The organism is Bacteroides sp. L008 (genome assembly GCF_040812255.1).
Taxonomy (GTDB): Bacteria; Bacteroidota; Bacteroidia; order Bacteroidales; family Bacteroidaceae; genus Bacteroides; species Bacteroides vicugnae.
This window is the reverse complement of record NZ_JBFNXO010000001.1, coordinates 3671968-3688755: the sequence shown is the minus strand read 5'-3', so window position 1 is coordinate 3688755 and position 16788 is coordinate 3671968. Positions and strand designations below refer to the sequence as shown.

The following is a 16788-nucleotide window of genomic DNA, read 5'->3' as shown; positions in this document are numbered from 1 at the left end:
TATTTGGTTAGTTATATTGTGACTGATAACTATTCAATAGGCGTATTTCTTTCCCGGTTATTTTTGAACTCGTTCGGTGTCATTCCTGTAAAGCGTTTGAACGTTTTACTGAAATAGCTCGGGTTGTTGAAGCCCAGTTGCCATGAGATTTCTGCGAAAGAAAGATTTGTCTCAATAATTTTGAGCTTGGCAACATCTATTTTTATTTTGTTGATAAACTCTGTAATACTTAAGTTGAGCAGTTTTTTGAGCTTATTGTATAAATGTGTTCTACTGATTTGCATATGATCTACTAAATGGTTGACATTTAAATCGGATTCTTGTATGTGTTCCAGGATATATTGGGTCAGAGTATTGATGAATTCCTCATCTTTATTATTCAATTTTTCATTGAGCTCGAATATTTTCATATCCTGATAATGCGCACGGATATTATTTTTAGCTTTTAGCAGATTGGTAATTCTCAAGTTCAGTTCGTCGAAAGTGAAAGGCTTTTCGATATATGCGTCCGCGCCAGCTGATAAACCTTGCAATTCATTTTCTTTAGAAGGTTGTGACGTGATTAGAATAACTGGTATGTGTGAATATTCATGTGATGTTTTTATATATTTACTTAAATCATATCCATCCATAAAAGGCATCATAATATCGCTAATAACTATATCGATAATGTGATTTTTGAGAATTTCGACTGCTTCACGTCCATTATAGGCGCTTTTAACTTTATATATTTTACAAAGTTTGCTTTTTAGAATTTTGTTAATATCTGGGTTGTCCTCAACTAGAAGTATCGATAGCTTTTTTTCTTTTTCCTGATAATTAATGTTTTCTTCCTGTATAGAGTTATCCAGTAAATATACTGTGTCGGCAACAATATCAGGTGAATTCACTATATTCGGCATTTTGTCCGGCACAATCATATCTTTTGTATCTTTTACTAACGGTAGTTGAATAATGAAAGTTGTTCCGGTTTCCTGTTTGCTTTCTATATCGATAGTACCCGATAATAATTGTACTAATCCGTTTACCAGTGCCAATCCGATTCCGGTATTAGAATATTTCGTATCTTTTGAACCTGTTTTATGGAACGGTTGCAAAACAGCTTCACGTTGTTCAGGATGAATATAAGAGCTCGTGTTTTGGCATGAAAGAATGAGCCGTTCCGTGTTTTTATCCACCTCAATACTAAAGTTTATTTCACTTTGGGCATCAGAGTGTTTGAAAGCATTGCTTAATAAGTTACTGATAATCTTTTCTATTTTGTCCTGGTCAAAAATCGTATAGAAAGTTTCCGGGCTCGATTTGTATAGATACCGTATTTGTTTTTGTTTGAAAACGGGAGTAAACAAATCAAATATAACCTTTCCATAACCCATGATGTCAGCTTTTACATACTTTATACTAGCATGGTCTGTTTCCACAGAACGGAAATCTAGTAACTGATTGATGAGGAACTGAAGTCGTTGGATATTTCGTTTGATGATATTGATTTCTTCTTTTTCCAATTGTTTTTCTTTTCCTATGGATATGTCTTCAAATATAGCCATAAGAATGGATAAGGGAGTTTTGAATTCATGGGTTATAAAAGTGAAAAAATTAAGTTTATGTTTATTCAGTTCTCGTAAGTTATTCTTTTCCATTCGTTCTATCTTGATATCCATTTTGTCTTTCATACGTGTCCTGTAGAAACGGATGATAATATATGCTATGCAGATACCTATAATGAAATAAACAGATATCATAAATTTGCTTGCGAGAAAATGAGGCTGGATATGAACATTTATTTCACGTTGTTCAATAATCGAACCATTCTTATGAATAACCCGTACATGGAATTTATATTTTCCCGGAGGAAGTGTATAAGTAATGGACTGTGGCATTTGTTGTGCAATATTCCAATTCTCTTCTATACCTTCCAGACGATATTCGCAGATATATTGTGATTGATAATTATCATTATAGTTAATGATTAGAAAATCAAAAGTAAGTGTATTCATGTCATGTTTTAAATCAATATTCGAGGTGTTGTCGATGTTGTTTTCTATTATTCCGTTTTTATCCGGTTGTATATGCTTGTTGAAAATTTTAAATTCGGAAAAAGTGATATGAATATTTTGTGTAGCGTTAGCTTGGTGTAATTCTTCCGGATGGAAAAAGCAGACTCCATTGATACTCCCAAAGTAAATAGTACCATCAGTGTCTTTATATCCTGAACATGCGTTAAATTGGTTTGAGATAAGATTGTCGGCTACCAAATAGTGAGTAAAGCTTTGGTTGTCGGGATTGAAACAGTAAATGCCATTATCTGTACTCATCCATAACAGCCCTGACAAATCTTCTTGTATGGAGTAGATATCTCTTTGTTTCAGTTCATTATCCTTGCCGTATATCTTCATATTGTTGCTGGAGTGATTGTATAACATAAGCCCTCCGTTGCTTGTGCCAAACCATATTCTTTTTCTGGAATCCATAAAGCTGCAATAAATATTATCACTGATTATTTCTTCGCATCCTTTCTTTCCTTTCCGGTATTGAGTAATCTTTCGATTGTCCGGATTATACATGAAAACTCCATCAAAGTGTGTTGCGAACCATAGACAGTTATGAGTATCCCGAAGAATATCATCTACGCGTATTGTTTTAAAAATATGGGGGAGAAAGCGAGTAAACCTGTCATCTTTGAAATGGTAAATATCTATGCCGGAACTAGTCCCTATGAACATTGAGTCGTTATTATGAATATATAGTTTGTATATTGAATTATCTGACAACCCGATACTGTCTCCTGTTATGTTCTTGTAGGACTGGACATGCCGGTTGCCATCTATTTTATGCAGTCCGTCTACGAAATTTCCTGCCCAGATATTTCCTGAAGGATCTTCAATTAATGCATGTACATTGTTTCCATTCAATTTAGGAGAAGTTGATTTATTGAGGTGCTGTATGCTTTGGTCGGGATATATGATAGAGATACCGTTATCTTCAGATGCGAACCATAAAGCACCTTTACCATCTCTTATGATATTGCTGATTGCTTTTCCTTTCAATGTTTGTTTCCCATTGTCAGGCAGTATATAGCTGAATTTATTATCAATGAGGCTTGTGTAGTTCACTCCGCCAAAGAAAGAACCGATCCACATCATTTCCTCCCGGCTTTTATAGATGGAATATATGGCATTGTCAGACAATCCGGTTTGTGATAGATTGGAATCTTGCAGATAGTGTTTGTAACTATCATCCGTATAGTCATAAATGAAGAGTCCATTTTCTGTCCCAATCCATAAATTTCCGCGCATGTCTTCTTTCAGACAGCGTATATAACGGATTTTTTTTCTATCTTGAGATGAGAGAGTAACAGGGAGAAAGGTTTCCCGGCTTTTATTATAACGGTATAGTCCATCTTCGGTAGTTCCCAGCCATATAGTTCCTTGTGAATCCCTGTAAATAGCTGAAAATTGGATGGAATATTGTGGCGATACTTCTGTTACCGCATACTTCCTTATAATATATCCACTATTGCGAAAACAATAAATTGTATCTGGAGTTATTCCCCATATATTGCTATTGATGTCAAGGGAAATCTTTAGGAGCCTGCCTTTAAATAAGCGGTTTATATTTTGTGAACGTTTGTCGTAGATATGTAATCCTGCCGTTGAAGCTACAAAAACCTTTGTTCCGTTTTCGGCCATGTCTGACACGTAAAAATTGCTATTGTCTGGGGAAGGAATCGATGAGAACTTTTCTTTTTGTGCATCATACAAACATAATCCTTCATTAGTTCCCAGCAATAAAGAGTCTTTGCCGATGAGGAGTATGCGTTCAATGCAATTAGATGATAATCCGTCTTCTGATTTATAAAATTGTTTGATATTATAGCCGTCATATCGGTTAAGCCCTTTTAAAGTAGCGATCCAGATATATCCATTGTTGTCTTGCACAATATCCCTGACTGCGCTATAGGTCAACCCGTGTTTACTTCCCAAATTATGGAAAATGAACTCATTCTGCTGTGCATAAGTAATAGTCGAGAATAATAGTATCAGGGTTAATGTAAATGTTTTCATGCGTATAAGAATTGTGTACGTCACAAATGTCTGAAATAAAAATGAATTAGGCTGTAACTATTGGTTATAAAGTGGTACTCATGTTCACTTCGCGTATTGGTAGTGTAAATGTGAACATAAGTATAAGTGAATAATTTATAGTTTTATGGTTTAGATGCTTTTTTCTCTACATTTGCCATCGAAACCAACTAATTATAATGCCTATGAACAGACCTTCTTTATTTCATGTCAGCGGGATATCCTTCCTTTTAAAGTTGACACTTTCTCTAAAAAAAGAATAATATAATCTTAATGACTAAATTACTAATATTATGAATCAAAGTTATCTACCAAAACTCAAGACAGGTATGGGGAATATGGCGAGGTTCTTTCTGCTGTTATGCCTGTTTTTATCTCTATCGATCGGGAGCTTTGCACAGGAAAAGAAAAGTATTTATGGCTACGTCAAAGAAACAGATGAGCAGCCTTTAGTGGGAGTAAATGTAAAAGTGAAAGGCACACAAAATGGAACTATCACTGATATAGATGGGAAGTATACTCTGAATAATGTGACTTCGGGTCAGGTTATCGTATATTCAATGATTGGAATGACAACAGTTGAAAAAACTGTGGGAAATCAGCAACAGATCAATGTCGTGATGAAATCAGGTATCGAGATTGATGAAGTTATTGTTACAGGATATCAGACACAACGTAAAATTGATTTGACAGGTTCTGTGTCCAGTTTGAATTCCGAACAATTTATGAAAACCAATCCATTAAGTATGGAACAGGCGTTGAAGGGAAAAATTGCAGGAGTTCAGGTGATGAACAATGATGGAGCCCCTGGCGGGGGAATTACCATCAAGGTGCGTGGAGCCAGTTCTATTACAGCGGGAAGTTCTCCTCTTTATGTGGTCGACGGTTTTCCCATCCCGATCTCGGATGATCCGCTTGACAATCCTCTGGCTACCATCTCTCCTGATGCTATTGAAAGCATTTCTATATTGAAAGATGTATCTTCCACCGCAGTTTATGGTGCACAAGGTGCCAACGGAGTAGTGCTGATAACTACCAAAAAAGGTTCTGCGGGGATGAGTGAGATTTCGGTAAAAGCCTCCTATGGAATTAGTAAACTGGCAAACTCTATCTCTATGTTGGGTGCAGAGGACTATATGCGAGCTTATATGCGGGATATGGTAATGAATGGTCAATGGCAGAATGCAGATTTCTATCAGGAATATAAAGACCAGATATGGAATACAGATCCTTCCCGTTTTCAATTCTATCCGGATCTTTGTCTTCAGAATGGAACCAAACAAAACTATGAGGTTTCTTATAGGGGAGGAACGGAGAAAATACAAAATTCTACGGTTCTATCCTTTATGAATGAAGACGGAATTGCAGTGAATACAGGGTTTAAGCGTTTTTATTTCCAAACGAATAACAGCATAAAACTCCTTCCGCAGTTGACATTGAATACAAATATATCTTATGAACATAATATACGCAGCGGTGCTTTTTGGACAGAAGACAATATCTTCAATGAAATACAGACATTCTCTCCGTTAGTTCCCAAAGAATGGACTTTTCAGGAAATAGATGATAATTTATATTACACAGGTAAAATGGATAATCCTTATCGAAAACTCAAGGATATTGATTATTCTAATAAGAATCATACTTTTTTCGGTCAGGCGGAACTTGTCTATAACATCACAGATAATTGGTTTGTGAAAGCGGGAATGGGTGTACGCACTCCTAAAGGGGAAATAAAAGAATTTGTTCCTAAAACTATTCAGCGAGGTTATGACAATAATGGATGGGCATCTTATGGGACGCAAAATGCACTGAATTTAAGAGGGGTAGTACAAGCAGGCTTCAATAAAGTATTTAACGAAGTGCACAATTTGTCTGTAAACGCTGTATATGAAGCCAATACGAATAAATATGAAACCTTTGGTCAGGAATATTCCCAGTTTAATACAGATTTGGGTTGGGAAGGAATATATGATGCAAAGAGTGGAAATCACGTGAAGTCTCCAACGATTGGTTATGAAAAGGTAGCCATGCTTTCCGGGGTGTTTATGGCAAACTATTCTTATAAAGGCCGTTATCTTCTCAAAGCCTCTATGCGTGCGGACGGTTCTTCCAAGTTCTCTCCGGATAATCGGTGGGGATTTTTCCCTTCAGGTGCTATTGGTTGGAGAGTTTCGGATGAGAGTTTCTTCAAGAATGTGTCATGGTTGAAAAAGAATGTTGATAATCTGAAGTTGCGTTTCAGCTATGGTCAGGTTGGTAATGACCAGATTGCGTCTTATGCTTATGCACAGACGTTGGCGTCAAGTAGTCGGCAAGCTGTCTTTGGTGATGGTACAATCTCTGCATTATACACCAATCGCATGGCGAACCCTGATATAAGTTGGGAAGTGACAGAAGAGTTTAATGGTGGTCTGGATTTGGATATGTTTAATAATCGTCTCAATATTTCTGTAGACTTATATACTAAAAAGACCAAAGACATGCTTCTGGAACAAAATTTACCGCGTATGTCCGGATTTAGTAAAGTGACGAGAAATATCGGTTCTGTTCGTAACCGTGGATTTGAGATCAGTGTAGGTGGACTAATCATCGATAAAAAAGATTTTAGTTGGAATGCTACGATTAATTTTAGTGCCAATCAGTCCAAAGTGTTAAGCTTGGGTACAGAGAACCAAATGCTTGAAAGCCGTCCTGTCGGTTCTGCTTCGGGTACGGAGAATGTACTTATCAAAGAGGGTTATCCGTTAGGACTGTTTTACGGATTACAAATGGAGGGTATCCGTAGTAACTGGTATTCCGATAGTAATGGTGTGGGTAGTGCCGATTCTCCTTGGTGGTATGCAACAGAGAGAGAAATGCCCTACGGATTCCCTTCCTTTGCCGATATAAACGGGGATGGTAAAATTAATATGGAAGACCGCGTTGTGATAGGAGATGTGAATCCGGTATTTATCGGAGGTTTGAATACACATTTCCGCTGGAAGTTTATTGAGTTGGCTATGGATTTCAGCTGGTCATATGGAAATGACATTATTAATGGTAACATATACAACCTGATGAATAACGGTGATATTCGTAATAAGTCATCTGTCTATTATAAAAATGCTTGGTTTGCTAACAACCCGACAGGTACGTTTACCGGTCCCGGTCCTATTTCCTGGTCAGGATATATGTGGACAGCTTCCAATTCCGAGATGGTGGAAGATGGTTCATTCCTGAAGATGAACAATCTGGCTATTACTTGCCATTTACCTAAAAAACTACTGAATGCCTGGAAAATAAAAGATATGTCTTTTACCTATTCTATTAATAATGTGTTCTGTTTGACAAAATATTCAGGATACGATCCGGAAGTACGTAGTGGGAACTCTGTAAATAATCGGATTTTGCCGGGAGTTGATATTTCATCCTATCCGTATGCAAGATCACACATATTTTCATTTAATTTTAAATACTAATCTGGTACTGTCATGAAAAAAATATTATTTATCCTTTTATCATCTCTTGTACTGGTATCGTGCGAGGGTTACTTCGATCAGTTGCCGAAAACGGAACTTCCGGCGGAGACATTCTATACTTCTTATGATGCTGCTTTACGTAACGTGGCTATTTTATATGCAAATGCGGGTAACACCAATGATGGAATTATGACGGACGACCGCTTTATGATGCCATCCCTGATAAACGAGGGTCCTTTTGACCTGACGGCAAGTTCGGGTAGTGTATTGAATTTATGGTCCAAACTGTATGCTTACATTGCCCAGGCCAATCAGATCTTGGAGAATCTGGAGGCACATCAGGATGCCATTGATTCCAGTATAGGCAGTTCCTCATTGGAGAAAGCTGCTATACAAGGATCCGCAACTGAAATGCTGATAGGTGAAGTCCGTTTTTTGCGTGCATACGCTTATTTTACGCTTTATCGTTATTATGGTGGCGTTCCTTTAATAATCAGACCGACGGGACCCAAGCCTGCTTACGTGCCCCGTGCTACCCGACAAGAAGTGTTTAAATTCTTATATGACGAAATGGAGTATGCTTTGAGTAAGTGTGCCGATAATAATTCGGGAATTGCTTATGGGCGTGTAACCAGGGGAGCAGTAGCTGGTATGCTGGCAAAGACGAAAATCTTTCATGCGTCTTATATTCGTCGTGCCGAAAAGTATGGAGATAAAATTGCCGAAAATACAACAGGAGACTTGTCTACTGTTTCTCTTTATACAGATGCAGTTAAATTATGCAATGATATTATATCCGGGGTTTATGGCAGTTATGAGTTGGAAGATTATTATCCTGCCGTATTTACGAAACGCAATAAAGAAATCATGTTCAGCGTACTTGCAGAAGAGGGCAATGGCACCGGTAATAAGATACCGATGGGATTTGCGGGAGAAGCCAAGTATGGGGCGACCAATGGTGTGCACCTGACTTCCTGGCTGACGCTATTATATGATATTCCGATGTGGGATCATAATTATAGTTTCAAGGAGGTATGTCGTGATTATGGGCAGATAGATCGATTTAATGCGGAATCTCCTAAAGCCGGAACCACTCCTAATGATTTGCAGAATCTGTATGAAAGTACAGGGAGATATACAATTACGGGAGATTTCACTCGTCGTATGTGGAGTTCTGTGAAAGGATGGGTCACCGGTCCCAGCAGTGGAAGCGCCCCGGTCGGACTCTGGGTATTTGAACCTGCCGGACGTGAACTGGGTACGAATTTCTATATTGAGCCGGGTAGAGGAAATAATTATTCTGATGATCAACTGAAAGTAATGGAAGTGGCACTGGAAACACACGAAAGGAACTGGTGGCAAAATGAAGCCAATGGAGCAAACAGACCTAATTTGTGGAATTGCAATTGGTGGCAACTTGGTAAATTCCGTAATTTGAATCCGAGTGAGATCGCTTCGACTTTTGATATAAATTATGCAGGAGTTGATTATCCGGTTTTGCGATTGGCCGAGATTTATTTGCTTAAAGCGGAAGCCCTGATTATGCAAGGGGAAATATCGCAAGGAGTGAAAGCTATGAACATTGTCCGAGACAGAGCTTGTAATCAAAGTACTGCGAAAGATATGTTTACCAGCCAGGGTGATGCTTCTTATACCTATCAGGAAAATTCTGTCATGATGATTCCGGAAGATATAAGTGCAGATAATGCGTTGAAAGAATTAATGTATGAACGTTTGAGGGAACTTGCGGCTGAAGATGATTGTGGCTGGCTCGATGTATCCCGTTTCCCGGATATTGCCATGAAAGATTTGGAAGATATTTGCCGTTATCGTGATCCTTTACAGTTCTATGCACCTTATGGTGATCCTGCACGCGGAGAATATTTGTGGCATCTTTTCAATGATGAAAAGGTATATCGTGTATTGATGCCTATACCATTTACAGAGTTGTCATTCTTCCCGGAAATGAAGCAAAACCCGGGTTATTAATTTAATTGCCAGAAGAATATGAAAACATATCAATCAATTTTAATTATAATAATGATGATGTCTGTTATGACATCATGCGAAAAGTATGGTTCGGATGTGGAAGCTCCGTCTGTTCATGTAACCGTATCTCCGGAGAATCCTAAAGTAGGAGATGAAGTGACGATTACCATTTCTACGGATGGTCAATATCTTTCTCTTTTTACGGGAGATGAGGGGAAAATGTTCGAGCGTTCACGCATCAAGGCAATCATGGAAAATGACTGGAATAGTTTTTATGAGAAAGGCTATCGGGTGTCTTATGCAAAGAATGGAGAGAAGACATTGTTCTATAAGTATTTCAAAAATTATCAGACGGTTGAAGATGTAAAAAAGGATTTTGAATTTTTTGGTGCGATAGAAAATATCCAATTGGTTCCTTATAAGAAAGGCGATTTTCCGGAAGCATTGATGGAAATGAGTTATATCGGGACCAATCAATTGAAGTTCACGGTATCAGATCGCAGAATCCCTTCGGGCATACGCATGAAGCCGGATATCCATATTCTGGGAGGTCTTGACAATCAACCCGGCAATACGGTAATTGAGAGTCGTTTTGTTGCTTGTGATGCGGACCGTGCGATCCGAAAATATTCCAATGATCCCTGGGTCGCTGCCTATTTTGGATTACATACGGAGCAACTGGCGGATTTTGCCGGACATGCTGCCGGTTATAAATACAACACTCTTATGGACGAACGTTCTTATGGAGCATTTCAAACGAACGATCCTATCTCCGGCAGACCGACAGAAGGCTTTTATAAACTCGGAGAGATGTATAATCGTGATTCGTATTTGCAGCAGTTTTTGAATGATGGAGAAAAGATAGTGCTTCGTCAAGTCGATATGTATGTGAATGGACGTTCTACTTATGCGGCGGCTGATGATTCACCTTATAAATATGATTTGGATGGAGATGGAATAGATGAGGCTTACGAATGTGAACTTAATCCTGCAACCGGTCTGCCTGTTCATGAAGCCGATTATGCTAAGTACAGAGGTTTTCAGGGCGATGTATACCTCTCGTTCATTGAGATGGGGACAGACGAATATGAGCCGTGGCATACGGGCGTCTCTCTGGGTTCTGTATATTCGACAGGGGGAATTCAGAAAACTTATAAGTATATTTACACCGAACCAGGTGAATTTACCATTACGGCTGTAGCTACCAACGTAGGTGATAAAAATTATAGTGGTATAGACTATAGCGAACAGAGAAGTAATTCACTGGACGATTATGCTCACAAAAGAACGTTGAGTACATTCAAAATAACAGTGAAAAATTAAACTTATGAGAATGAAGTTTTGTATGGCCGTTTGTTTGGCGTGGCTAGGTTTTTATGGGACTGCAGTGGCAACTGTGGTCCCTCGAATAGAGGTGAATCCGGATGGTAAGGGATTGAAATTGCTTGTTTTCGAAGGAAGCGACCATCACAGAAACTATATCGATCAGGGAAAGTTTCTGGGAGATTTATACTTTAATTACCTTGCAGACAATAAGACTTACGCAGTTAATCTTGCCGATCTACAACCTGAAATACTGGAAAATACGGCGAGAAAAGCACAGATCTTCTGGCAACTTCCTGCCGGAGTCCGGCTTTATCAGACTTTCTCTGTGAATGGAGAAGAGGTTGAGTGGGATCTTGAATTCTTCAACCGTAGCCGTCATGTGGTTCATATTACGGATATGTGCCTGACAGTGCCGATTGGAGCAATTGACGAATCCGTACAGGCTTGTCAGAACCTGAATAAACATTTCTCTTTAAATGGAAATTCGTCTTTTCTCTATTGGATACCATATACCGGTCAAGGAGATATTTTGTTGATGTCTATGAAGAAAGGAACTTCGTTGGAATATGCAACTTGGGACGGTAAGTATTATTTGCATGCAACGAATACTGTCGACCGGGTGAACGATACCTGGAGAATCCCCTCTACCTCAAAAACGGTAGCCCCTTATCAGCGTTATTCCGCAGGCTTTAATTTTGCTATTGCGAAGGACCATGCTGATTTAAGGAAAAGTTTATATGACAAAGAAAACGTTCTTGTGAAAATTGCTCCGGGAATGGTAGTAACGCCGGAAATGGAAGTGTATTGTGCTTTACAGACACATTTGCCCGTTGAACAGTTGACTGTTGAACATCCGGAGCAAATCAAAATAGCCAATATAGGCAAGACGAAAGATAATAAGTATATTTATAAGTTTCGTTTTTCTCGTTTAGGAGAGAATCTGATTACGGTAAATTATGGAAACGGACGAATGTGTTATCTGGATTTTTTTGTAACAGAACCTTTAGAAACGCTCATAAAGAAACGAGCCCGTTTTATTGTAGACAAACAGCAACACCGGGATTCCACGAAGTGGTACAATGGCTTGTATAGCTTGTGGGATATGCAAAAAGCCGAATTGCTTTCACCTGATTATTTGGGAGAACTTCGGGAAGAATTTATGGTGGGAGGTTCTGATGATCCTTCGAATAGTAAGCCTATTTATGTAAGCGAGAAGAATGTGATATATCCGGATAAGGACGAAATAGCTTCGTTGGAATATTATCAGAAGAATTTTGTTTGGGGTAAACTGCAGCGTACAGATAAGGAATTTCCCTATCCCTATGGTATCTATGGAAGTGAAAACTGGTATCAGAACCGTAGCGGAAAATCCGGAGGATATGAGGATGGAGGTTCGGGTAAAGGCCGTATGTGGAGAACCTTTGACTATACCACTCACTTTGCTATTTATTATAATTTGTACCGGATTGCGAAAGATCATCCGGATATGGTAACTTACCTCGATTCGGATGGATATTTAGAACGGGCTTACCGTACGGCAATGGCGTATTTTGAAGTGCCATATAATATATTGATGGGAAAACAATGGGCTTTCCACGGGTGGACTGACTGGGCTTATAAGCAAGGAAATTTTCATGAAAGGTATTTGTTATATATTATTTCAGCTTTAGAAAATGCAGGCAGGAAAGAAGCTGCAGCAAAATTACGCCGTGAATGGGAAAAGAAAGTGACATATATGATTTATGAAGATCCCTGGCCGTTTGGTTCCGAGATGTTTGTAGACCGTACTGCTTTTGAATCTTCCTATTACATTGCCGAATATGCGAAATTGAATCCGATGCAACCGGAGGAACAATTCTGGTATGATAAGAATAAGAAAAAATGGTATTCGTATACCTCCTTTGACACTGTTTCCATAGAGCGTTTCATGCAAAATCAGCTGGATGGGAATCTTGCTTTACGCGGAATTTTTGAACCGGGATATGCCAATCTGGGCACGGCATGGAGCGGGCATTACGTAAATCTTGATTATATGACGCAGATGGGTGGTGTGGCATTATTGGATTATGCGTATAGATTTTCCAATGAACCGGAGAAGTACATTAATTATGGCTATAATTCTCTGTTGGCTTCATGGGCGTTGATGAATACAGGTACGCAACAGACTGGCTTTGGGTATTGGTATCAAGGAAAAGAAAATGACGGCGCTGTGGGCTGGGCGTTTTCTCCTTATCAGAACTCCCGTACCTACATGGGTTATATAAAAACCGGACGTGCGCCGTGGCGGTATGACGGCGAAATAGATCATGGACTCACGGGTGGTATTCATGGAGCCGGAGTTTATTTAATAGATGATTCCGATTTCGGGCTGATAGCTTATGGAGGCAATGTGACGGTGGACAAAGATGGAACAATAAGCATGATTCCGTATGACGGGGTACGCAGACAGATACGGTTTCTTACGCCTGTTCAATTTTCGGTAGAATTGGGGCAGGATGGTTTCAGAAAGGATTATCCTGTTACGTTGAAAAAAACAAATGAGCTTGCTTTTGTTATCGAAAATCGTTCTGGGAAACCTCATCGTACAAGGATGACTCTTGAAGGTAAACTCCCTGAAGGAAAGTATACTGTTATAGCTGGACAAAAAGAAGTGAAAGATTTTGAAATAATGGATCAGGCGCATCCGTTTTGTCGGCTGGAAATACCGGTCATGGATAAATATACGCAAGTAATAATTAAAAAGAAATAGTAATGAGACATCTATTAGTAGGATTTAGTTTGTGCATCTTGTCGACGGCTTGTATGGAGGAAGAACAGCAGATCATCCCCATCCCCTTTAATCAGGTAACGTTGACTGATGGTTTTTGGAAAGAAAGAATGAAGACAGAGATAAGCGTTACAGTCCCTTTTTCTGTTTATCAGAGTGCACCGGCTGTTGAACGCTTCAGGCGTTGTGCTGCTTTTCGTGCAGGTAAACCCACCGAACTGCCGGAAACACATCGCTTCATCAGTTCAGATTTATATAAGGTAATGGAGGGAGTTGCCTACTCACTTATGATACAGCCGGATGAGAAACTGGAAAAGTTCATGGATGATGTGACAGAGTTGATTGCTGCTTCGCAACAAGAAGACGGGTATCTGTACATTTCTCATATTTGTGGTAATCCTGATCCTCGTGAGATGGGAGAGAAACCTTATTCTTGGTTGGTACATAGCCATGAACTCTATAATGTAGGGCATCTGTATGAGGCCGCTGTTGCTTATTATCAGGCAACGGGTAAAGATAAACTGTTAAATGTTGCTATTAAGAGTGCCAAGCATGTGAATAAGGTTTTCTTTGAAGGAGGAGACCCTCATTATAATAATGGAAAACCAATTAATCAAGCTCCCGGACATGAGGAAATAGAACTGGCTCTTTGTAAATTGTATCGGGTGACGAATGATCCATTATATCTTGATATGGCTAAAAAGTTTTTAGAGATTCGTGGAGTTACTTACCGTCCGGAAGGAGAAGGTGTGATGGCAGCTACTTATGCGCAGCAGCATGCACCGGTAAGCCAACAGACGGAAGCGGTGGGACATGCCGTGCGAGCAGCTTATCTTTATACAGCTATGGCACAGGTGGATGCACTGACCGGACGCCATGATTATGACAGGGCACTTCAGGCTATATGGAATAATTTGGTTACAACACGTATGCATATAACTGGAGGATTAGGTGCGGTAGAAGGTATGGAGGGGTTCGGTGCTCCTTACGAGTTACCTAATCTGACAGCCTATAATGAGACATGTGCTGCTGTAGCAAACGTGTTTTTTAATCAAGGATTATTTTGGGGTAGCGGTGATGCAAAATTCTGGGATATTGCCGAGTTGTCTTTATTTAATAATGCTTTGGCTGGAATTAACTTGAAAGGGGATCGTTTCTTCTATGTGAATCCTTTGGAGGCTGATGGGGAAAGACGTTTTAATCATGGTAATGGTGGTCGAGCCGAATGGTTTGGATGTGCATGTTGTCCTCCTAATATCTCTCGTCTCATCTTGCAAGTTCCGGGATATATGTATGCTTATAGTAAAGATAATATTTATCTTACTCTTTATGGTGGAAGCAGGACTAAGATTCCTTTAAAGGGAGGAAAAGTTGCTTTGGAACAAGAGTCTGGGTATCCATTTGACGGAAAAGTGCGCCTTGTTGTTAATCCGGAGAGGAAAGAACGTTTTTCAATCAGTATGCGTATTCCTACTTGGGCAGCGAAAGATGAATTTGTACCGGGTGGACTTTATCCTTACAAAGAACAACGGCATCTGCCAGTTGAGTTACGTGTAAACGGAGAAAAAGTGAAGTATGCGACAAAGAAAGGTTTTGCAGTAATAGAACGGGATTGGGTGAGTGGTGATATAGTAGAACTTGAATTGCCAATGCCTATTCGTTTTGTCGACTGTATTCCGGAAGTGAAGGATAATGTGGGGAAAATAGCTGTGACACGTGGCCCATTGGTTTATTGTGCGGAAGAAATAGATAATGGAAGACCTGTTCAGCAATTATTTCTGGGTGATGTGACAGAAAAAAAGGCGCAGGTTACGACTGAAGAAACTGGTGAACTAAAGGGACTTGATTTTATTAAAGTGGGCGGAATTTCTTTAGTGCCTTATTATGCTTGGTGTAACAGAGGAGATAATCGTACAATGCTTGTCTGGCTAAATAAGGAAGTTTCGACTGTAGGGATGCAATTAGAAAAAATGAAGTATATGGATTCGATTGAGAAAATAGCGGCTTCGTCTGTTGCAAGTGGGGATGCGATATCAGAGCAGGCGGTTTGTGATGGGAAAGTGGCTACTTCTTCTTCTGATTTTAGCCTGGAGAGATGGGTTTCTATTCCTGCAGAGAATGGAAAAGAGCAACAATTGACATTCGATTTTAAAACTCCCTATACTTTAAATTCTCTTTCTGTATATTGGCTGGAGAATCCTCAAGAAAACATTCTGCTACCTGTAAACTGGAAGGTAGAATATAAATCGAAAGGAATTTGGAAAGTGCTTGAATTATATGTTACAGATTCTTATCAGTTGGGTAAGGACAGGTTCAATGTTATCCATCCGAGTAGTAGTGTTGAGGTAGAGGCTATACGTTTGAATATAGATGCCCAACAGGGAAAATCCGTAGGCATTTCTGAAGTTCGCTTTGAATAGTAAATAATGAATGTGTCAAAAGTCTGAAGTATTTTTATAGCTTCACTTTTGACACATTTTTTTGGTCGCTTTATTTCTTTAAATATACCACCGTCTTGCCTCCTCCATATTTTCGTATCACCCCCTCTTCTATATATTTATTCAATAATCCAATCGCCTTATCCCGATTTATCCCGGCCAGTCTCATAAAATCGGCTCGGGTGATGCAACCTTGTTCTTCTAAATGTTGTATAAGGACGATACGGCAATTGTCTTCATTAAGACTGCCATCGTTGCGATAGGGAGATTCCATACGTTCCAACTGTAACGGTTCCATGCTTTCGCGGAATTTTTTGTTGACGCGAAGGTTTATCTTGTTCAAATGGATAGAAGGAGATCGGATTTCTTTCTTTTCCATTACCGGCCGACCGCATTTCAGCGATAAAGAGAAATGCCCTAATTCTCCGACTTCTACAATCCAACCTTGTTTTAACCAATGTTGTAATTCATCAGTAACAGCTTGCAGGCATCCTTCAATGGTAGCTTGACTGAAGCCATTACTTTTAGATACCAACTCTATGAATTTTTTGGCATCAAGAGTTCCTGACGGAATTATTCGTGCGTGAAGTGGCTGCTGCTCATCCTTTTTTTGTGGGTTGCCACTGGCATAAAGATCATAATAAATACTCATGTTTTATTTTGTTTTTAGTTATTCAGTAAATATTGCCTCCGATTGCATGATTTTATTCGTCGGACTATAGTCC

The 16788-nt window shown here is 39.3% G+C and carries 7 protein-coding genes; 5 read left to right on the top strand and 2 right to left on the bottom strand.

All coding sequences use genetic code 11. The annotated features are described in order from the left end of the window. Window positions 1–29 precede the first annotated feature (29 nt). Window positions 30–4064, bottom strand: a complete 4035-nt coding sequence (locus AB3G73_RS14825) for a two-component regulator propeller domain-containing protein (protein WP_367745166.1) — start codon at window positions 4062–4064, stop codon at window positions 30–32. 347 nt (window positions 4065–4411) lie between these two features. On the opposite strand from AB3G73_RS14825, the gene AB3G73_RS14820 reads away from it, so the two are divergent. From AB3G73_RS14820 to AB3G73_RS14800, 5 genes are read left to right on the top strand one after another with little or no spacing between them, the layout of a single operon-like run. Then, window positions 4412–7543, top strand: coding sequence for a SusC/RagA family TonB-linked outer membrane protein (locus tag AB3G73_RS14820; protein WP_367745435.1), 3132 nt, complete (start codon window positions 4412–4414; stop codon window positions 7541–7543). Between the two features lie 12 nt (window positions 7544–7555). After that, the gene (locus tag AB3G73_RS14815) at window positions 7556–9532 is read left to right on the top strand and encodes a RagB/SusD family nutrient uptake outer membrane protein (protein WP_367745165.1); all 1977 of its coding nucleotides are present in this window, start codon (window positions 7556–7558) and stop codon (window positions 9530–9532) included. Window positions 9533–9550: 18 nt separating this feature from the next. Next, the gene (locus tag AB3G73_RS14810; RefSeq protein ID WP_367745164.1) at window positions 9551–10855 is read left to right on the top strand and encodes a hypothetical protein; all 1305 of its coding nucleotides are present in this window, start codon (window positions 9551–9553) and stop codon (window positions 10853–10855) included. Window positions 10856–10859: 4 nt separating this feature from the next. Then, window positions 10860–13607 (top strand): DUF5695 domain-containing protein, encoded by a 2748-nt coding sequence (locus AB3G73_RS14805; protein ID WP_367745163.1) that lies wholly within the window; start codon window positions 10860–10862, stop codon window positions 13605–13607. A 2-nt stretch (window positions 13608–13609) separates the two neighbouring features. After that, entirely contained in the window at window positions 13610–16045 is a 2436-nt protein-coding gene (locus AB3G73_RS14800; RefSeq protein ID WP_367745162.1) for a glycoside hydrolase family 127 protein, read from the top strand. 70 nt (window positions 16046–16115) lie between these two features. Here the strand turns inward: AB3G73_RS14800 and AB3G73_RS14795 are convergent, their stop codons facing one another. Beyond that, the gene (locus tag AB3G73_RS14795; protein ID WP_367745161.1) at window positions 16116–16715 is read right to left on the bottom strand and encodes an HU family DNA-binding protein; all 600 of its coding nucleotides are present in this window, start codon (window positions 16713–16715) and stop codon (window positions 16116–16118) included. Window positions 16716–16788: the final 73 nt, after the last annotated feature.